Source organism: Rhodanobacter lindaniclasticus, assembly GCF_004799035.1.
Lineage (GTDB): Bacteria > Pseudomonadota > Gammaproteobacteria > Xanthomonadales > Rhodanobacteraceae > Rhodanobacter > Rhodanobacter lindaniclasticus.
Map to the genome: position 1 here is coordinate 1 of NZ_MWIO01000012.1, position 19,081 is coordinate 19,081.

Below are 19,081 nucleotides of genomic sequence, written 5' to 3' on the forward strand. Positions count from 1 at the left end.
CGGCCTGATGCGGGTCAACCACACCGGCGAGGTCTGCGCCCAGGCGCTCTACGTGGGCCAGGCCGCGCTGGCGCGCGACGCCGACAACCGCGAACACCTGCTGCACGCCGCGAGCGAGGAGACCGACCACCTGGCCTGGTGCGCCGAACGCCTGCAGCAACTGCACAGCCGCCCCAGCCTGCTCAATCCCCTGTGGTACGCCGGCAGCTATGCCATCGGTGCCGCCGCCGCACTGGCCGGCGACCCGCTCAGCCTCGGTTTCGTGGTGGAAACCGAACGCCAGGTGGAAACCCACCTGGCCGAACACCTGGAAAAGCTGCCGCCGCAGGATGCGCGCTCGCGCGCGGTGCTGACCACCATGCAGGCCGACGAGATCCGCCACGCCGAAGCCGCGCAGCAGCGTGGCGGCATCGAGCTGCCATTTCCCCTGCCGCAGTTGATGCACGTGAGCTCGATGCTGATGAAGACCGTCGCCTACCGCATCTGAACCCGCATCACGCCCTGATCCAGCGCCACAGCTCGCCCCACGACGGCTTCTTGCCGTACATCAGGATGCCGGTGCGGTAGATCCGCGCGGCCAGCCACACGCAGGCCAGCAGGGCGAGCACCATCAGCGTCAGCGACAACACCAGTTCCATGGGCGGCACCGAGGTCAGCGACCAGCGCACGGGCATCGTGAACGGCGCGAAGAACGGGACGTAGGACATCGTCACGCCAAGCGGACCGGTCGGGTCCTTGATCAGGGCGAACACCGCGAAGAAGCCCACGATGATGAACACGGTGACGAAGATCGCGTACTGCTGGGTCTCCTGGATCGTGTTGCACATCGCGCCGATCGCCGCGTACAGCGCGCCGTAGAGCATGAAACCCAGCGCGAAATACAGCAGGAACACCACCAGCAACCCCGGCGGCATGCTCGGGATCGGGAAGCTCTGCGCCGCATCGGCGCTCATGCCGAACATGCCGGCCAGCGGCAACCGCTGGCTGCTTAGCACCAGCGCGGTGCCGCCCCAGATCCCCATCTGCGCCAGCCCGGCCAGGCCCACGCCGAGCACCTTGCCCAGCAGCATCTGGAACGGGGTCAGCGACGAGGTCAGCACCTCCATGATGCGCGAGGTCTTTTCCTCGATCACCGAGGTCATCGTCTGCTGGCCGTAGATCAGGATCGCGATGTACAGGATGAAGCCCATGAAGTACGCGATCAGGTACGACTCGGTGCCGCTCTGGCCGGTCTGCTTGCCGTCGGTGACCTTGGTGGTGTCCATGTCGGCCGGCTTCATCGCCTCCTTGAGCAGAGCCGTATCCACGCCGGACTTGGCCAGGCGCACGCCGGTCAGCGCACTCGACACCACGCGCTGCAACTTGCTCATAGCTTCCAGCGAACCGACATTGCCGCCGTAGTAGGCAAGCTTGCCGGTGGCCAGCGTCTCGTCGGTGAGCACCAGCACGCCGTTCCAGCCATCCTTCTTCTTGCTGCTGGAAAAACCGGTCTCGGCGATCAGCCCGTCGCGCACCTTGGCAAGATCATCGCCGGTAGCCGGAAACACCTGCACGGTGTAGCGCGACTTGGCGTCGGCTCCCTTGCCGATCTTTTCCGATCCGAGTGCCTGGCTGACGCGCTGGCCGAGATTCGTGGTGGAGGCATCCACCAGCGCCACGCGGCTGGTGCGGTCGCCGCCGCTCATCATCAGCGCGGGCAACAGCACCATCGCCACCATGAACACCGGCAGCAGCACGGTGGAAATCACGAACGCCTTGGTGCGCACGCGTTCGACGAACTCGCGGCGGACAACGGCAATGATCTTCTTCATGCGGCGACTCCGGCGTGGGCGGTGGCGGCTTCGGCGCCGACCTTGGCGATGAAAATGGCATGCAGCGACGGTTCGACCACCTCGAACCGGCGCAGGCCGACGCCTTCGCGCACCAGCGCCGCGAGCAGTTGTTCGGGGTCGGCGCCATCGGCCATCTGCAGCTCGGCGGAGGCACCATAATCGTCGACGCGGGCGATCAGCGCGCGATCGGCCAGGATGTTCGCGGCGCGCGCCTTGTCGTGGGTGAAGCCCAGCGCCACGTGGCGCCCGCCGAAATCCTCCTTGACCTGCGCCACCGTGCCGTTCACCACCATCTCGCCGCGCGCGATGATCGCGATGCGGTCGCACATGCGCTCGGCCTGCTCCATCACGTGGGTGGAGAACAGCACGGTGCGGCCCTCGGCGGCGATCGCCACCACGATGTCCTTCATCACCTGCGCATTGACCGGGTCGAGACCGGAGAACGGTTCGTCAAGGATCACCAGCTCGGGCTCGTGCAGCAGCGCGCCGGCGAACTGCACCTTCTGCTGCATGCCCTTGGAAAGATCCTCGACCTTCTTCTGGGCCCAGTCGCTGACGCCGAGGCGCTCCAGCCAGGCCTGCGCGCGCTTGCGCGCGTCGGCGCGGCCGATGCCCTTGGTCTCGCCGAGGAAGATCAGGTGGTCGAGCACCTTCATCTTCTTGTACAGGCCGCGCTCCTCCGGCAGGTAGCCGATGCGCTGCGACAACGCGCGGCTGTTGCGCGGGGAGTCGAACAGCACGATCTTGCCCTCGTCCGGCTCCAGGATGCCCATGATCAGGCGAATGGTGGTGGACTTGCCCGCACCGTTGGGGCCAAGCAGGCCGAAGATGCCGCCGCCGGGGATTTCCATGGACAGGCGGTTCACCGCCGTATGTCCGGAAAAGCGCTTGGTGACGGACTCGATGCGCACGCAGGCTGCTGTCATGTAGCGGTTCCCTGAAATGCGGGCTCCCCGCCCGAATCGGGAAAACTAGCATGCGGTGCCGGCCGGGCAAAGGTGTCCGATGGCGGTCACCCGTGCGGCCGTGCCACGCCAGGCGCCGGCTCAGTGCGAGTCGCGGCGACCGAAGCGCGGCAGATTCCAGTGCAGGTGCAGCGACAGGAACCGCAGGCCGAAACACACCACGATCGGCAACCAGGTCGCCCACACGGCGGGCCAGTCGAGGTATTCGCCCAGCACGGTCAGCGCCGCGCCGATCAACGCGGCCGACGCGTAGATTTCCCGCTCCAGCACGATCGATACCCGCGCCAGCAACACGTCGCGTGCCATGCCGCCACCGACGGCGGTGACGACGCCGAGCAGGATCGCCACTTCGGCGTTGTTGCCGTAAAGCAGCGCCTTGTGCGCGCCATAAACCGCGAACAGGCCCAGCCCCATCGCATCGAACAGCCGCACCGGATAGGTCAGCCGCTCCACCCACGGATAGGCCACGATGGTCAGCAGCGCGGCGACCACGGCGGTGAACAGGTAGCGCCAGTCCGACAGGCCCGCCGGCGGGATCGCGCCGATGCACAGGTCGCGCACGATGCCGCCGCCGCAGGCGGTAATGAAGGCGATCGCCAGGATGCCGAACAGATCCAGGTTGCTGCGCCTGGCCGCGGTCGCGCCGCTGATCGCGAACGCGAATGTGCCGGCCAGGTCCACCAGATTGAACAACATTTGCTCGTTCACGCGTCCGGCTCTTCGGGTGGGCATGCCGCCGATGCGGCGATGCCCGCCATTGAACCAGTTTCAGCCCAGCTTGCGCGAGATCGCGAAGAACGCCAGGTTGCCCAGGCCCGTCACGCCGGCCAGCACGGCGATCATGCCCGGGGTGACTTCCTGCCAGCCGAACCACTGGATCAGCCCGAAACCCACTGCCAGCGCCAGCAGCACGATGCCCCAGCGCAGCGAGGAATGGCGGCGGCGCAGTTCCTCGTCGCGCAGCACCGAGTCGACCAGATCCGCCGAACCGCCGGCGGCAACCATGCGCTGGCGCACCCGCGCGTCGACCACGACCTTGATGGCATAGGCAATGCAGACGAACAGGCTGATCGGGATCAGGGCTTCGAAATTCATGGGTGACTCCTCGGTGGCGGATGGTGGACCTTCATGAGCTTGGATACGGGCTTTCACCGAACGGTTGCAGCAAGATGGGCGCAACCGTTTCCCGCCCGCACGTATCCATTGCCCCATGGATGACATCCGCAGCAGCCACGACCGCGAGCTGGTCGACGCCGTGCTGGCCAATCGGCCGGGCGCGTTCGAACGCCTCGTGCGCGAGCACCAGGGGCTGTGCTGGCACATCATCCAGCGCATGGTGCGCAACCCGGAGGACGCACGCGACCTGTGCCAGGACACTTTCCTGCGCGTGCACCAGTGCCTGCACCAGTACCGCCACGAGAGCGCGCTGAAGTCCTGGATCGGCCGCGTGGCCTACACCATCGCGCTGCGGCACCTGGAGCACAAACGGATTCCCCTCGTCGACAAGGGCAGCGCCGACGACAGCGCATTGCTGGAAAACGTCGGCGACGGCTTCGACCTGGAAGCCGCCTGCGCCGACGAGGAGACCTGCCGGCACCTGCATGAGGCGATCGAGCAGTTGCCGCCCCTGCAGCGCACCGTGCTGACCCTGTACTACCTCGAAGAGGCCACCATTCCGGAGATCGCCCGGATGACCGGACTGGCCAACGGCACCATCAAGAGCCACCTGTTCCGCTCGCGCCTGCGCCTGCGCGGTGCGCTCGAAACACGGACCGGAGTTGCAGCATGATCCAGCACATCGACGACCACATCCCGCCCTTCGACGACGCCGCGCAGGAGCACGAATGGCTGGCGCAGGAAAACGCCACGCGCCGCGAGCGCCTGCAGCTCGACCCCGCTGGCGACGACGCACGCAGCCGGCGCTACCGCCTGCTCGCGCGCACCCTGCGTGAACCGCTGCCGGACGCGTTGCCCGCGGATTTTGCACGGCAGGTGGCCGCGCGGATCGCACCGGCTCCGACCCGACGGGCGGCTTCCGAGGGCTCGCTCGAATCCATGCTGACGCTGGCGCTGGGCATCGTGCTGGTCGCGGCGGCGACGGCGGTAGCGGCCATCTACGGCAGCACCTGGCTGCCGTCCTTCGTCACGCTGCTGCCGAGCCCGCATTCGGCGGCCACCCGCTGGCTGCTGGCGCTGGCTGGCTGCCTTGGCGCCTCGTGGCTGATCGGCCAATGGCAACTGCACCCGCCGAAGAAGACGGACTGAGCCGCTAGGCCGGGGCCGGCCGCGGTCCCCGGACCATCCCGCGGAAGCGTCAGGCCCCTGCCCGCCGCGTGGATGTCACCGCTTCGTCAGGCGCGAGCCGCTTCGTGCTCCGCGATGAAACGGTTGGCCCGATCGATGGTGTCCTGCAATGCTGGAAGCAACGGCTCGATGAGGTCGGCATGCCGCCGCCACTTTTCCGTATCCGGCGGGGACACCGTATGGCGTGACAGCGGCAACGTGCCGGCAAGTGCGCGATCCCATGCCAGCCCGAGGTCATCGCACAGCTGCCGCATCTGCCCGCCCGGGTCGGCCAGGAACGCGTCGAAGCGCACCACGTGGCGACGTTCGGCGGGCAGGGCGTCGAGGTCGTCCAGCAGGATGCGCGTGGTCCTTTCCCATTGCGCCGCCACGATTTCCGGCAACGGCCGACCGTTCAGCTCGCGCCAGTCGGGTACCAGCAGCAGCGACCACGGCAATCCCTGCCAGCCGGGAAGATCATGGTAGGTGCGGAAGTTTCCGGACTGCCACGCCTCGATCATGCTGCTCAACGTCTGGCGCGGGTCGCGATACAGGTAGACGAAATGCGCCTCGGGAAACACCTGCGCCAGGAACGGCACGCGCAACGCGTTCTTCGGCGTCTTCTCCATCGCCCGGATCGGACGCTGCGCCGGCGGCCGGCCCTCGCGATCGCGCAGCTCGGCCAGCAGTCGCTGGCGCAACTCGCCTGTGACCGCCGGCGTCGCGTCGACGGCCGTGAGGCGATTGGACTCGAAGCCGCGCATGCCGGCATTCAGCGCCGGCATGCCTTCGATCAGCGCATGGCTTTCCCGACCGATGGTGGTCAGGCCCGGCGCCTGCGCCAGCGTCTCGAACAACAAGGTCGAACCCGAGCGCGGCGACGACACCACGAATACCGGGCGATCGAAATCGGGGTCCCTGCCGGGACGCGACGCGGTCGCCTTGGCCGGGCTCGCGCTGGCCGGCGCCCGCGGTTCATAGGCGCCGAGATTCTTGCTGCGGTCGGCCAGGGCCACGTCCATGATCATTGCGCGCGCGCACGCCACGAACTGCGCGCCGTTCTTCAACTGCAACGGCGCGGCGACCCGCCCCAGCAGCTCGTCGAGGCCATCGAGCAGCGCCCGATAGCGGGGCCAGCCTGCCTGGTCGGTGCCGTATTGCGCCCACAACGCGAACCAGGCGGGGAGAAAACGTGCCACGGCCTGCTGCGCCGCCCCCAGTTGCGGGTGCGGCTGCACCTCGCCGAGCAGGAACATCAGGTGTTCGCGCATTTCCCACGGTGTCATCACTTCGGGGACGTTGACCGATTCATAGGCCAGCTCGGCGATGTCGTTCGACGTCGGCAGGAAGGGCTCGGCGCGCCAACCGTCGAACGCACCCTGGCCGGGTGCACGCCCCCGACCCACCATGTCCCAGAACGACTCGCTGCCGACGGTATCGGCCACCAGGTGGATGCGCTCGTCATCCGCGGCATTGATCACCCGATGCGGACGCCAGGTATCGAAGATCCAGCATTCGCCGGCGGCCATGTTGACCTCGCGGTCTCCGCACATGAACCGCACCCCGGGCTTGGTCACGATCGGCACATGCACCCGGGCGCGCTGGCGCCAGTAGTAGCTGATGTCCGCATGCGGGGTCACCTCCGCGCCGCCACTGAGCTTCATCAGCCGGGTGCGCCCCCACACCGCGCCGATGCGATGCAGTACCTGGGTCAGATAGGGGCAACGCTGCAGGTTCGGGGTCGGCCGCATCGGGCCGGCGATCGCGTCGCTGAGCGGATCGCCGCCCACGGAAATCAGCGGCAACGCGAAATTGCCGGGAAATTTCTGCGGGTGCTCCATCCAGCTCGACGGATCCAGTGCGCGCATTTCCTCGAGCAGGCGGCCGTGGTCGAACTGGACGGGCAACTGCACGAACGGAACCGAGAGCTTCATGAAATTCGTTACCGTGGAAAGGATTCAGTGGTCAGGCGGTTTGCGGGGCGATGACGGAAACGGCAAGGGATGACGCGCTTATTTCTTCTTCGGCACGTACAGGTCGGTGATGGTGCCTTCGTAGACTTCCGCCGCCATGCCGACCGACTCGCCCAGGGTCGGATGCGGGTGCACGGTGAGCGCGATGTCGGCCGCCTCGGCGCCCATCTCGATCGCCAGCGCCAGCTCGGAGATCAGGTCGCCGGCGTGCACGCCGACGATGCCGGCGCCGACGATGCGGTGGGTGTCCTCGTCGAAGATCAGCTTGGTGAAACCCTCGGTGCGGTCGATGCCGATGGCGCGGCCCGAGGCGCCCCACGGGAACTTGCCCACGCCGACCCTCAGGCCCTTTTCCTTCGCCTCGCGCTCGGTCACGCCGACCCAGGCGATTTCCGGGTCGGTATAGGCGACCGACGGGATCACCCGCGCGTCGAAGTGGCTCTTCAGCCCCGCCACCGCCTCCGCCGCGACGTGCGCCTCATGGGTGGCCTTGTGCGCCAGCATCGGTTGACCGACCAGGTCGCCGATGGCGTGAATATGCGGCACGTTGGTGCGCATCTGCGTGTCGACGTTGATGAAGCCGCGCTCGGTCACCGCCACGCCAGCCTTGTCCGCGCCGATCTTGTTGCCGTTCGGCGAGCGGCCCACGGCGACCAGCACGCGGTCGAACAGCGTGGTCTCGGGAATGCTGTCGCCTTCGTAGCCGACCTCGATGCCCTTCTTCGTCGCCTTGGCCGTCACCACCTTGGTCTTCAGGTGCACGCCCTTGAGCTTGCCGCCCAGGCGCTTGGCCAGCGGCCTGATCAGGTCGGCGTCCGCGCCGGGAATGAGCTGGTCCATGAACTCGACGACGGTCACCGCGCTGCCCAGCGCGGCATACACCGTGGCCATCTCCAGGCCGATGATGCCGCCGCCGACCACCAGCAAGCTCTTCGGGATGTCCTTCAATTCCAGCGCGCCGGTGGAATCCATCACGCGTTCATCGTCCCACGGGAACATCGGCAGCCGCACCGCCTGCGAACCGGCCGCGATGATCGCATGCTCGAAGCGGAGCAGCTTCGTGCCTTCGGCCGTATGGACTTCCATTTCGTGCGGCGACACGAACATGCCGGTGCCCACGAGCGCGCGCACCTTGCGCTGCTTCGCCATCGTGGCGAGGCCGCCGGTGAGCTGGCCGACCACCTTGGTCTTGAAGCCGCGCAGCTTGTCGAGGTCGATCTTCGGCGCGCCGAACGCGACGCCGTGCGCGGCCATCGCCGCGGCCTCGTCGATCACCGCGGCGGCATGCAGCAGCGCCTTGGACGGAATGCAGCCCACGTTGAGACAGACGCCGCCGAGCGTGCCGTAGCGCTCGACCAGCACGGTGTCGACGCCGAGGTCGGCAGCGCGGAACGCGGCGCTGTAGCCACCGGGGCCGGAGCCGAGCACGACCAGCTTGCATTCGATGTCCGGCTTCTTTCCAGATAAAGCTGCCGCTTGCGGCACCTTCGCCTCCTCTCCCCTCTGGGGAGAGGATTGAGGTGAGGGGCGGGTGCTCGCGGCAGAGTGTGCGTTCTTGTCCGCTTCTTCGCTGAAGCTCCTCCGCGCCCCCGCACCCTCACCCCTGCCCTCTCCCGGAACGGGAGAGGGGGACGATGAGACGGCTGCGCCGTCGGCTTCCTTATGGCCATCGGTTTCCAATATGGCGATCACGGCCCCCTCGGACACCTCGTCGCCCACCTTGAGCCTGAGTTCCCTGATCACGCCGGCAGCACTGGAAGGAATCTCCATGGTGGCCTTGTCCGATTCCAGCGTGACCAGGCTCTGGTCCTTCGAGACCGTGTCGCCGGCCTTCACCAGCACCTCGATCACCGGGACGTTGTCGTGGCCGCCGATGTCGGGAACCTTGATTTCGATGGTGTTGGCCATGGGTATTTCCTCGCGGTTGCGGGCAGCCGGCGCGCGGGGCGCCGGCCGCGGATCAGGGGACAGCGGTATCGGACACAGGTTGGAACAGCCGCACGTCGCGTTGCGGCAGCGGGATGCGGATGCCGCGCGCCAGCAGCGCGTCATGCAGCGCCCAGTTGTACGCGGCAATGGCGGCGCCGGGGCGACGGGTGGCGTCGGCGTTGAGCCACACCACCAGCTCGAACTCCATCGCCCATTCGCCGAACGCCACCAGGCGCACCTGCGGCGCCTTGTCGCCTTCCTGGGTCAGGGTGAAGTCCACCGCGCGCGACGCCTCCAGCGCCGCCTGCTTCACCGCTTCCTTGTCGCTGGCGTAGGCCACGTGGAACGGAACTTTCAGGCGGCGAAAGCCCTCGCGCACGGTCCAGTTGACCACCCGTCCATTCACGAACTCGGAATTCGGCACCACGATGTCGATGTCGTCATTGGTGGTGATGCGGGTGGCGCGGATGCCGATGTCGCGCACGCGGCCATGCACGCCTGATGCGAGGTCGACGAAATCGCCGACCTTCAGGCTGCGGTCGAACAGCAGCACCACGCCGCAGACGAAGTTGTTGAAGATCGCCTGCAGGCCGAAGCCCAGGCCCACGCCCAGCGCGCCGGCGAACACGGTGAACCGCGCCATCGGGATGCCGGTGGCATTCAACGCCAGCAGCGTGCCGATGAGCAGCAGCAGGTAGTGCAGCAGCCGCCCCACCACGTACACCGAAGAGGGATTGACGCTTTCGTAGCGCCGCGCGTAACGCCGCAACAGCCGGCGCAGCAGCACCGACAGCAGCACGCACAGCACGAACAGCAGGACGGCGACGGCGAGCGAACCCACCGTCAGGTTGAAGCCGCCCCCGCGCAGCAGGCTGCTGTCGAGCCACTGCGCCATCGGCAGCACCAGCCACGCCGGCGATGCCAGCGGGAGATCCATCAGGGCCTGCACCGGCGCCACCGGGGAGCCGTTACAGCAGCAGCCGGCGGATGTCCCCCAGCTGGCCGGCCAGGAACGAGGCGAAGCGTGCCGCCAGGGCACCGTCGATGACGCGGTGGTCGTAGGAGAGGGAAAGCGGAAGGATCAGCCGCGGCACGAACTCCTTGCCGTTCCACACCGGCTTGGTCACCGACTTGGAAACACCGAGGATGGCCACTTCCGGCGCGTTGACGATCGGCGTGAAGTAGGTGCCGCCGATGCCGCCGAGCGAGCTGATCGAGAAGCAGCCGCCTGACATCTCGGCCGGACCAAGCTTCTTCTCGCGCGCCTTCTTCGAGATCTCGGCGAGGTCGCGGGCCAGGTCGAGCAGGCCTTTCTTGTCGCAGTCGCGGATCACCGGCACCACCAGGCCGTCGGGCGTGTCCACCGCGATGCCGATGTGGAAGTACTTCTTCAGGATCAGCTTCTCGCCGGATTCGTCGAGCGAGGCGTTGAACTGCGGGAACTGCTTCAGCGCGGCCACCACCGCCTTGATCTGGAACACCAGCGGGCTGATCTTGAGGTCCTTGTTCTCGGCGCCGAGCTGCTTGCGGAACGCCTCCATCTCGGTGATGTCGGCGTCCTCGTGCTGGGTGACGTGCGGGATCATCGCCCAGTTGCGTGCCAGGTTGGCGCCGGAAATCTTCTGGATGCGGGTGAGCGGCTTCTCCTCGATCTCGCCGAACTTGGCGAAGTCGACCTTCGGCCACGGCAGCAGGCTCAAGCCGCCCACCGAGGCCGCACCGGCCGCGGGACGCGCGCCGGAGGCCAGCGCGTGCTTGACGTAGTCGCTGACATCGTCGCGCTGGATACGGCCGCCCCGGCCACTGCCCTTGACCTGGCGGATGTCCACGCCCAGTTCGCGCGCGAAGGCGCGCACGGCGGGACTGGCATACGGCGCGTCGCCGGGCATCACGATGCTGGCATCCATCGGCGGGCGCGCCTGCGGCGACACGTCGCCTTCGGGTGCGTTGTGCGCGCCCTGGACGGCGGCTGGCGCGGGTTTCGGTGCGGCGGGAGCCGGAGCAGGCGCGGGAGCTGGCGGCTTCGCCGCTTCGGGCGCACCCTCACCCCCGCCCTCTCCCGGGGCGGGAGAGGGGGACGCGGAGACGGCTGCGCCGTCGGCTTCCACATCGCCGTCGGTTTCGATAAGGGCGATCACCGCGCCTTCGGAAACCTCGTCGCCCACCTTGAGCTTCATCTCCTTGATGGTGCCGGCAAACGGCGCGGGCACCTCCATCGTGGCCTTGTCCGACTCCAGCGTGACCAGGCTCTGATCCTTCTCGACCTTGTCGCCGGCCTTGACCAGTACTTCGATGACGGGCACGCCATCGTGACCGATGTCGGGGACGCGGGCTTCTTTGAGGTCGGCCATTGATGACTCCTGCAAGGCTTCGGTGCGGCGCTCGGGGATGGCGCGGCGCCAGTCAAGACGTCAATCATAACCAAGGCGCGCGCGGTACGCCCGGTCGGCGCTGCGCCAGGCCATACCAACGGCACCTTCCATTCGCATGCGTATGCATTACCTTGAGCGGGCGCGGCTGACGTGCCCGTGCCCTACCCTGATGCCATAGCCAGCCGCAGCACGCGGCACAGGAACCTTTCATGCTGATCCTTCGTGACCTCTCCAAGACCTACGCCAACGGCGTCCGGGCGCTGCGCGGCGTGTCGCTGGACATCCCCGCCGGCATGTTCGGCCTGCTCGGCCCCAACGGCGCGGGCAAGTCCTCGCTGATGCGTACCATTGCCACGCTGCAGGATCCGGACGAAGGCACGATCACGCTGGATGGCATGGACCTGCTCGCCGACAAGCAGGCCACCCGCCGCCTGCTGGGCTATCTGCCGCAGGAATTCGGCGTGTACCCGAAAGTCTCGGCCGAGGCGATGCTGGAGCACTTCGCCGTGCTCAAGGGCGTCACCGTGAAATCCGAGCGACGCGAGCTGGTGGAGGCGCTGCTGCGCCAGGTCAATCTGTGGGACGTGCGCAAGCGCAAGCTCGGCACCTACTCCGGCGGCATGCGCCAGCGCTTCGGCATCGCCCAGGCGCTGATCGGCGAACCTCGCCTGATCATCGTCGACGAGCCCACCGCGGGCCTCGATCCGGAGGAACGCAACCGCTTCCTCAACCTGCTCGCCGAGCTGGGCGAGCGGATGGTGGTGATCCTGTCCACCCACATCGTGGAGGACGTCACCGACCTGTGCTCGCGCATGGCGATCATCGGCCAGGGCCAGGTGCTGCTGGCCGGCGAGCCGGCCGAGGCGATCCGCTCGCTGGAAGGCCGGGTCTGGCGCCGCACCATCGACAAGGCCGAACTGGACGGTTACCGCGCCCGCATGACGATCCTGTCCACCCGCCTCGCCGGCGGCCGCACCCTGCTGCACGTGCTGGCCGACACGCTGCCCGAAGCGGGTTTCGAAGCCGTGGCGCCGGACCTGGAGGACGTCTACTTCGGCCGTCTGCGCGCCCAGGCCACTGCCCGGGCGGCCTGAGCGCGACCGACCACCCGCCGAACCAGGCCAGCCCAGACAGGGATCCATGATGTTTTCGCAGTCGACCTTTCTTGAAATATTCCGCTTCGAGTTGCGCCAGCAACTGAAGGCGCCGCTGTTCTGGATCGTGGCGCTGGCCTTCGGCGCGATCGCCTTTGCGCTGGCCAGCAGCGACGCGGTGATCCTCGGCGGCGCCAGCGGCAACGTGCTGCGCAACGCGCCGCTGGTGATCGTGCGCCTGCTCACCGTGCTCACCGTGCTGAGCATCTTCCTGGTCACCATCTTCGTCGCCGCCGCCGCCTTGCGCGACTTCGACCAGCGCACCTCGGAACTGCTGTTCGCCACGCCGATGGGCCGCGGCTCCTACCTCGGCGGCCGTTTCGCCGCCGGCTACGCCGCCTCGCTGGCGATCATGCTGGCGTGTGCGCTGGGCATCGCGCTGGGCGGCATGATGCCGTGGGTCGACGCGGCACGGCTGGGGCCGGCGGACTGGCACGGTTACGCCTGGGCGTTCGGCGTGATCGTGCTGCCGGACATGCTGTTCATCGCCGCCCTGCTCTACCTGCTGGCCACCACCACCCGCTCGCTGCTGGCCACCTACATCGGGGTGATCATCTATTTCGTGCTGCAGGGCGTGGTGGCGCAGCTGACCAAGGACGTCAACAACCATTACCTCGCGGCGATGCTCGACCCGTTCGGCGGGCGCACGCTGGCGATCGTCACGCGCTACTGGTCGGCCGACCAGAGCAACCACGCGCTGCCGGCACTGACCGGCGTGCTGCTGTTCAACCGCCTGCTGTGGGTGGGCGTGAGCGTGGCGCTGCTCGGCCTCGCCGCGCTGCTGTTCCGGCCCAACCGCGAAGGCCTGCAGCTGCCGCGACGCAAGAAGCGGGCGGAGCCGCCGATGCTGCGCCCGCAAGCGGTGTCCGCCGCGCTGGCGCTGCCGCGGGTAAGCCTGGCCAACAACCTGCGCGCCCACCTGCTGCAACTGCGCACGCAGTTTGCGTTCGACACGGCCAGCGTGCTGCGCGGCGTACCGTTCCTGGTGATGCTGGCGCTGGGCCTGGCCAACCTGTTCGGCGCCTTCATGCTGTCCGGGCAGATCTACGGCACCGCGACTTACCCGGTGACGCACCAGGTACTGGGCAACATCGAGGGCGGCTTCCAGTGGCTGCTCTACATCATCATCACCTTCTACGCCGGCGAACTGGTCTGGCGCGAGCGCAGCCAGCGCTCGGCCGAGGTCAGCGACGCGTTCCCGGTGCCGGACTGGGTGCCGCTGACCGCAAAGCTGGGCAGCCTGCTGGCGGTGATCGTCTGCTTCCTGCTGATCGGCGCGCTGGTCGGCATCGGCTGGCAGCTGGGCCACGGTTACACCCACCTGGAACCGGGCCTGTACCTGCAGACGCTCGCGCTGCAGGCGATCCCGTTCGTGCTGCTGGCGGTGCTGGCGGTGTTCTTCCAGGTACTGTCGAACAACAAGTTCCTCGGCTACCTGCTGACCATCGTGTGGCTGGTGCTCAGCGCGATCGGCTTCGACCTGCTGCACTGGGAGCAGCACATCTACAACTACGGCACCACTCCCGGTGCGCCGTACTCGGACCTCAACGGCTACGGCCATTTCCTCAAGGGCGTGCTGTGGTTCGATTTCTACTGGGCCTGCTGCGCCGTGGTACTGCTGGTGCTGGCCGCGCTGTTCTGGGTGCGCGGCACCAGCCAGTCCTGGCGCGAACGCTGGCGCGAGGCCCGCGCCCGGCTGCGCGCCCCGGCGGTGGTGACGCTCGCGCTGGCGCTCGCCGCCTTCATCGGCAGCGGCGGCTGGATCTACTACAACACCAACGTCCTCAACCAGTTCAAAAGCAGCACGGCGCAGAAGATCCAGCGCGCCGACTACGAGAAGAAGTACGCAAAGTACAAGGACGCGCCGCAGCCACGGATCACCGCGGTGAAGGCCGATGTCGACATCTACCCGCACCGGCGCAAACTCGACCTGCGCGTCCATTACACCCTGGTCAACAAGCACGCCACGCCGATCAGCGAGCTGTACGTGAACTTCACCGACGACTTCACCGTGAAGTCGCTCGAGTTCGCGCCGCACGACACGGTCAGTGCCGACAAGGATCTGGGCTTCACCATCTACAGGCTGAAGACGCCGCTGGCGCCGGGCGCGTCGATGCCGTTCGACTTCACCCTGGAGTACGCGCCGAAGGGCTTCACCAACGACGCCTCCGGCACCTTCCTGGCCCACAACGGCACCTTCTTCAACAACCGCGTGATGCCGCAGTTCGGCTACCAGAGCCAGGTGCAGCTCACCGACCGCAACGACCGGCGCAAGTACGGCCTGAAAGAGGACGTGCCGCGGATGCCGCCGCTGGGCGACCAGGCCGCGCGCGCCAACACCTACATCAGCAACGACGCCGACTGGATCAGCTTCGACACCACCGTCTCCACCGCCGCCGACCAGATCGCGCTGGCGCCGGGCATGCTGCAGAAGGAATGGACGGCCAACGGCAGGCGCTATTTCCACTACAGGATGGAACAGCCGATGCTGAATTTCTTCGCCTACCTGTCGGCACGCTACGCGGTGAAGAGCGTGCAGCACGACGGCGTGGCGATCTCGGTGTACTACAACCCGGCGCACGCCTGGAACGTGGACCGGATGATCGAGAGCGCCAGCGATTCGCTGGACTACTACGACAGCCATTACACGCCCTACCAGTTCAAGCAGCTGCGCATCGTCGAGTTCCCCGGCTACGCGACTTTCGCGCAGTCGTTCGCCAACACCATTCCGTTCTCCGAGTCGATCGGCTTCATCGCCGACCTGCGCGACAAGTCCAGGCTCGATTACGTCTACGACGTCACCGCGCACGAAGTGGCGCACCAGTGGTGGGCGCACCGGGTGATCGGCGCCAACATGCAGGGCTCGACCATGCTCAGCGAGTCGCTGGCGCAGTATTCCTCGCTGATGGTGATGAAGCACAAGTACGGCGCCAACCAGATGCGCAAGTTCCTCAAGTACGAACTGGACATGTACCTGGCCGGCCGCGCCACCGAGAAGGTCGCCGAGGAGCCGTTGGCCAAGGTGGAGAACCAGGCCTATATCCACTATCGCAAGGGCTCGATGGTGTTCTACGCGCTGCAGGATTACGTCGGCGAGGACAAGCTCGACGCGATGCTGAAGCAGTTCCTGATCGACAAGGGTTTCCAGCAGCAGCCGTACACCACCTCGCGTGAATTCATGGCTGCGCTGTCCGCCGCGCTAGGTCCGAAGTGGCAGCCGATGCTGGACGACTTCTTCTGGAAGATCACCCTGTTCGACAACCGCATGACCGACGCCACCGCGAGGAAACTGCCGGATGGCAAGTACGAGGTGACCATGAAAGTGCACGCCGGCAAGGTCTACGTCGACGGCAAGGGCAAGGAAACCCCCGGCAAGATCGACTTCCCGATCGAGGTCGGGGTGTTCGCCGCAGCCGAAGGTGCCGGCAAGGAAGGCAAGCCGCTGTACCTGGAGAAACGGATGGTCGGCGACGGCGACGGCACCATCACCGTCACCGTCGACGGCAAGCCCGCGCTGGCCGGCATCGACCCGTACAACGAACTGATCGACAAGGTCTCCAGCGACAACCGGCACGCCGTAACGGTGCAGTAGGCTCAGGTGTCGCCGGCGTCCTGCAGGGGCGCCGGCACCGCCTTGTCGCCCACCAGCCGGACATCCAGCGGCGCAGTGGGGATGCTGATCTGGCCGGCGTCGATCTGCCGCTTGATCGCGCGCAGCAGGTCGGTTTGCGTGATCCAGCCGTCGGCGCTCGACGTCCAGCCGCGCACCAACAGGTTCACCGTCTGGCCGGCCAGGCTCTCGATCCACACGCCCGGCGCGGGATCCTTCAGCGCGCGCCCGTCCGCGTCGAGCAGGCGCACGATCCCTGCCATCACCTGGTCGGTGTCGTCGCGGTGGCCGATGCCCAGCTTCAGCTCGAAGCGCCGCGTGCCGCGCCGGTTGAAGTTGACGATGACGTCGCTGCCGATCTTCGCGTTCGGCAGGGTGGCCTCGCGGTTGTCCGGCAGCACCAGCAAGGTGTGCATCAGGTTGATGCTCTGCACCGTGCCTTCGGTGCCGCCGGCGCTGACGTAATCACCCACGCGGAACGGCCGGAACACCACCAGCAGCACGCCCCAGGCAAGATTGCTCAGCGAGCCTTGCAGGGCCAGTCCGATCGCCAGCCCGCCGGCGCCGAGCGCTGCCACCAGCGGTGCCGACGGCACGCCGGCCTTGGTCAGCGCCATCACGATCAGCACCGCCACCAGCACCCCGTAGATCAGGTTGCGCAGGAAGCCGGCCAGGGTGACGTCGACCGCCGCGCGCTGCAGCGCGCGCTGGCTGAAGTTGGCCAGCCGCGCCGCCAGCCAGATCCCGACCAGCAGGATCAGCAGCGCCACCAGCAGGTTCAACCCGGCCTGGATGACGCCCTCGGAAAGCGTGCTGCCCAGCAGTTGCTCCAGAAAATCGTGCATGACATCGACTCGTTGCGACAAGGCCGCGACAGCCTAGCAAATCGGCCACCGGGGAAGCGCTTATGATGCGCAGCGTCAGAGCTTGCGGTCGTCGATGTCGACCACGCGGCCATCCACGATCGTCACCACGGTGATGTGGCCGTCGCGCCGATAGCGCCAGCGCTCGCCACCATCGGTGCGCTCCAGCACCTGCACACTCCGGCGCGAGTGTCGCGCGCGATGCGGGTGCGTTTTCGACGAGGGTCTGCCCAGCAACTCGACCACCCGCTCCTGGCTGTCGCCCGCCACCAGCACCTGGCTGCCCACGCGCAAGGTACTGGACGCCTGCGCGGCGTTGCCGAGGACGAACATGAGGACGACGACGAACATCTTGCGCATGACCTGCTCCCTGGTCGGTGACGGATGCCGCGTGCCCGCGGACCGGTCAGAAGCCGGCGCCCGGTTGCGCCAGATACTCCCGTTCCGCGGCCGTGCTGTCGCGGCCCAGCACGGCGTTGCGATGCGGAAAGCGGCCGAAGCGCGCGATCACTTCGCGATGGCGCCGAGCATAGTCCACGAACTCGGCGAAGCGCGCGCGCTCCGCAGCGGGTGCCTGCGCGTGCAACGCCTCGAACAAGGCCACCGCACGCTGCTGCAAGCCCATGTCTTCGGCGTGCTCCAGCGGCAGGTAGGCGAATACCCGCTGCAGCGGCGGCAACGCCTGATCGAAACCGTCGGCCAGGCCCGTCAAGGCAATGCGCTGTGCCTTGACGTCGGCGGCCCAGGCCCGCGCATCGCCGCGATGGAGATTGCGCGGGAACTGGTCGAGCACGATCAGCAGCGCCAGCCAGTCGGCGGGGTTGCCGGCCCACGTGTCGAAGTGCCCGTGCGCGGCATCGTCGGTGGCCACGGCGAAGCGCTGGCGGATCTGCTCGTCGAACGCGGCGTCTTTTGCAAACCAATGCGCGGCGCGCGCGGGGTCGAACCAGAAATCAAGGACGTCCTGCGGCTGCACGGCCATGCGCACCTCGTTCGAAGCCTGCGATGAAGGACGTCCATCTTCACGTGGCGGCACACCACGGGCAAGCCGATGCGGCGATTCAATCCGACGCTGACGCCGCCGATGCGCCGGAGGTTGCGTCCACGTGCAGCAGGTTCAACGGCTGGCCGTGTGCGTCGCGCAGGCCTTGCTGCAACCGTGCCAGGCGCTGGATCGACGGACACAGCGCCTCGATCTGCGGACGCAGCGCCTGCATGCGCTGTTGCAGGCGCGGCTGCAAGGTAGTGGCCAGCGAACCGGCGCGGTCGCGCAAGTCCGCGGCGGTCTGCATGTCACCGGCCAGCGCCGCGTTGATCGCCTGCTGGCCGAGATCGCCGGCGACCAGCGGCATCAGGTCGGCGCTGACCTGGTTGGCGTATTGCTGGATCAGGTCGCCCTGCCAGTCGTGCGTGCTCTGGCTGCGCGCGATGCGCTGCTTCAGTTCGGTCACGTGCGCGGCCAGCCGGCGGTCGAACTCGACCCGGGTCGCCGCCGCCAGGCCCAGCCCGGCCACTTCCTCGCGCAGCGCCTGCGCCGCCATGTCCACACCGTTCCGCGCCACCTGGCGCACCCGCGGTGCCAGCGCCTGCAGGTCGCGCTCGAACACGCTCAGCCGGTCCTGCTGCGCTGGCGTCAGCGCGACGGCCACGCCATCGGTGCGCAGGCTGTCCTCGTGCAGCTCCACCCGCATCGGTGCCGGCGTGGGGCGATCGAACAGCACGTCTTGCGGGCTGAAGGTCACGTCATAGCTGCTGCTGGCGTGGCAGGTTGCGGCAAGGTCCTGCGCCTGCACGGGTGCGGCCATCAGCGACACGGCAACCATCACGGCGAAAAAGGGAATGCGCATCGGCAACCTTCCTGAAACGACAACCTGCATGGATACCGAGCCACCCGCCAACCCGTGCTGAACGAGTAAAAAGAGACTTCCTCCCCTATCGGCCTCGAGGGCCATGATGGTGTTGCGACACAACCGTCAGCAGAAGAGGAAGTCTCCATGAGCACTATAACCCTGGGTGTGGACTTGGCGAAGAGCGTGTTTTCGGTGTGCGCGATGGATGGCGCCGGGCACGTGCTGGAACGGCGGGAGGTCAAGCGTGAGG

The 19,081-nt window shown here is 67.4% G+C and carries 17 protein-coding genes; 5 read left to right on the plus strand and 12 right to left on the minus strand.

Annotation, left to right across the window (positions count from 1 at the left end; genetic code table 11):
* The coding region (gene coq7 / locus B1991_RS03300) for a 2-polyprenyl-3-methyl-6-methoxy-1,4-benzoquinone monooxygenase (RefSeq protein ID WP_136257287.1) at positions 1-487 on the plus strand (487 nt) is incomplete at its 5' end.
* Positions 488-494: 7 nt separating this feature from the next.
* On the opposite strand, the gene B1991_RS03305 is transcribed toward coq7, so the two are convergent.
* From B1991_RS03305 to B1991_RS03320, 4 genes are all read right to left on the minus strand, one after another.
* Positions 495-1,811 (minus strand): ABC transporter permease, encoded by a 1,317-nt coding sequence (locus tag B1991_RS03305; protein WP_136257288.1) that lies wholly within the window; start codon positions 1,809-1,811, stop codon positions 495-497.
* Positions 1,808-2,758: an ABC transporter ATP-binding protein gene (locus tag B1991_RS03310; RefSeq protein ID WP_136257289.1), complete on the minus strand. Its 951-nt coding sequence runs from the start codon at positions 2,756-2,758 to the stop codon at positions 1,808-1,810. The genes B1991_RS03305 and B1991_RS03310 overlap by 4 nt, the downstream gene beginning before the upstream one ends.
* Positions 2,759-2,878: 120 nt before the next feature.
* A complete protein-coding gene (locus tag B1991_RS03315) occupies positions 2,879-3,505 on the minus strand; it encodes a trimeric intracellular cation channel family protein (RefSeq protein ID WP_136257290.1) in 627 nt (208 codons plus the stop codon).
* Positions 3,506-3,565: 60 nt separating this feature from the next.
* Entirely contained in the window at positions 3,566-3,892 is a 327-nt protein-coding gene (locus tag B1991_RS03320; RefSeq protein WP_136257291.1) for a DUF6249 domain-containing protein, read from the minus strand.
* Positions 3,893-4,007: 115 nt separating this feature from the next.
* Here B1991_RS03320 and B1991_RS03325 point away from each other — a divergent pair, with 115 nt between their 5' ends.
* Together B1991_RS03325 and B1991_RS03330 are read left to right on the plus strand one after the other, a co-directional pair.
* On the plus strand, positions 4,008-4,586 hold the full coding sequence (locus B1991_RS03325) for an RNA polymerase sigma factor (RefSeq protein ID WP_136257292.1): 579 nt from the start codon (positions 4,008-4,010) through the stop codon (positions 4,584-4,586).
* Complete coding sequence (locus tag B1991_RS03330) at positions 4,583-5,062, plus strand: hypothetical protein (RefSeq protein ID WP_136257293.1); 480 nt, start codon at positions 4,583-4,585, stop codon at positions 5,060-5,062. The genes B1991_RS03325 and B1991_RS03330 overlap by 4 nt, the downstream gene beginning before the upstream one ends.
* A gap of 86 nt (positions 5,063-5,148) precedes the next feature.
* Here the strand turns inward: B1991_RS03330 and B1991_RS03335 are convergent, their stop codons facing one another.
* From B1991_RS03335 to B1991_RS03350, 4 genes are all read right to left on the minus strand, one after another.
* A complete protein-coding gene (locus tag B1991_RS03335) occupies positions 5,149-7,014 on the minus strand; it encodes a sulfotransferase (protein ID WP_136257294.1) in 1,866 nt (621 codons plus the stop codon).
* Between the two features lie 78 nt (positions 7,015-7,092).
* Positions 7,093-8,961, minus strand: a complete 1,869-nt coding sequence (gene lpdA, locus B1991_RS03340) for a dihydrolipoyl dehydrogenase (RefSeq protein ID WP_136257295.1) — start codon at positions 8,959-8,961, stop codon at positions 7,093-7,095.
* Positions 8,962-9,013: 52 nt separating this feature from the next.
* The gene (locus B1991_RS03345; protein ID WP_136257296.1) at positions 9,014-9,919 is read right to left on the minus strand and encodes a mechanosensitive ion channel family protein; all 906 of its coding nucleotides are present in this window, start codon (positions 9,917-9,919) and stop codon (positions 9,014-9,016) included.
* A gap of 31 nt (positions 9,920-9,950) precedes the next feature.
* On the minus strand, positions 9,951-11,333 hold the full coding sequence (locus B1991_RS03350; RefSeq protein ID WP_136257297.1) for a dihydrolipoyllysine-residue acetyltransferase: 1,383 nt from the start codon (positions 11,331-11,333) through the stop codon (positions 9,951-9,953).
* Between the two features lie 230 nt (positions 11,334-11,563).
* Here B1991_RS03350 and B1991_RS03355 point away from each other — a divergent pair, with 230 nt between their 5' ends.
* Both B1991_RS03355 and B1991_RS03360 read left to right on the plus strand, forming a co-directional pair.
* Positions 11,564-12,448: an ABC transporter ATP-binding protein gene (locus tag B1991_RS03355; RefSeq protein ID WP_136257298.1), complete on the plus strand. Its 885-nt coding sequence runs from the start codon at positions 11,564-11,566 to the stop codon at positions 12,446-12,448.
* Positions 12,449-12,497: 49 nt separating this feature from the next.
* On the plus strand, positions 12,498-16,100 hold the full coding sequence (locus B1991_RS03360; RefSeq protein ID WP_136257299.1) for an ABC transporter permease/M1 family aminopeptidase: 3,603 nt from the start codon (positions 12,498-12,500) through the stop codon (positions 16,098-16,100).
* Positions 16,101-16,102: 2 nt separating this feature from the next.
* Here B1991_RS03360 and B1991_RS03365 read toward each other — a convergent pair whose 3' ends face one another.
* From B1991_RS03365 to B1991_RS03380, 4 genes are all read right to left on the minus strand, one after another.
* Complete coding sequence (locus B1991_RS03365; protein WP_136257300.1) at positions 16,103-16,963, minus strand: mechanosensitive ion channel family protein; 861 nt, start codon at positions 16,961-16,963, stop codon at positions 16,103-16,105.
* 75 nt (positions 16,964-17,038) lie between these two features.
* Entirely contained in the window at positions 17,039-17,341 is a 303-nt protein-coding gene (locus tag B1991_RS03370; RefSeq protein WP_136257301.1) for a DUF2845 domain-containing protein, read from the minus strand.
* A 46-nt stretch (positions 17,342-17,387) separates the two neighbouring features.
* The gene (locus B1991_RS03375) at positions 17,388-17,963 is read right to left on the minus strand and encodes a DUF924 family protein (RefSeq protein ID WP_136257302.1); all 576 of its coding nucleotides are present in this window, start codon (positions 17,961-17,963) and stop codon (positions 17,388-17,390) included.
* Positions 17,964-18,042: 79 nt separating this feature from the next.
* Complete coding sequence (locus B1991_RS03380; protein ID WP_136257303.1) at positions 18,043-18,828, minus strand: DUF2884 family protein; 786 nt, start codon at positions 18,826-18,828, stop codon at positions 18,043-18,045.
* Positions 18,829-19,081 lie beyond the last annotated feature (253 nt).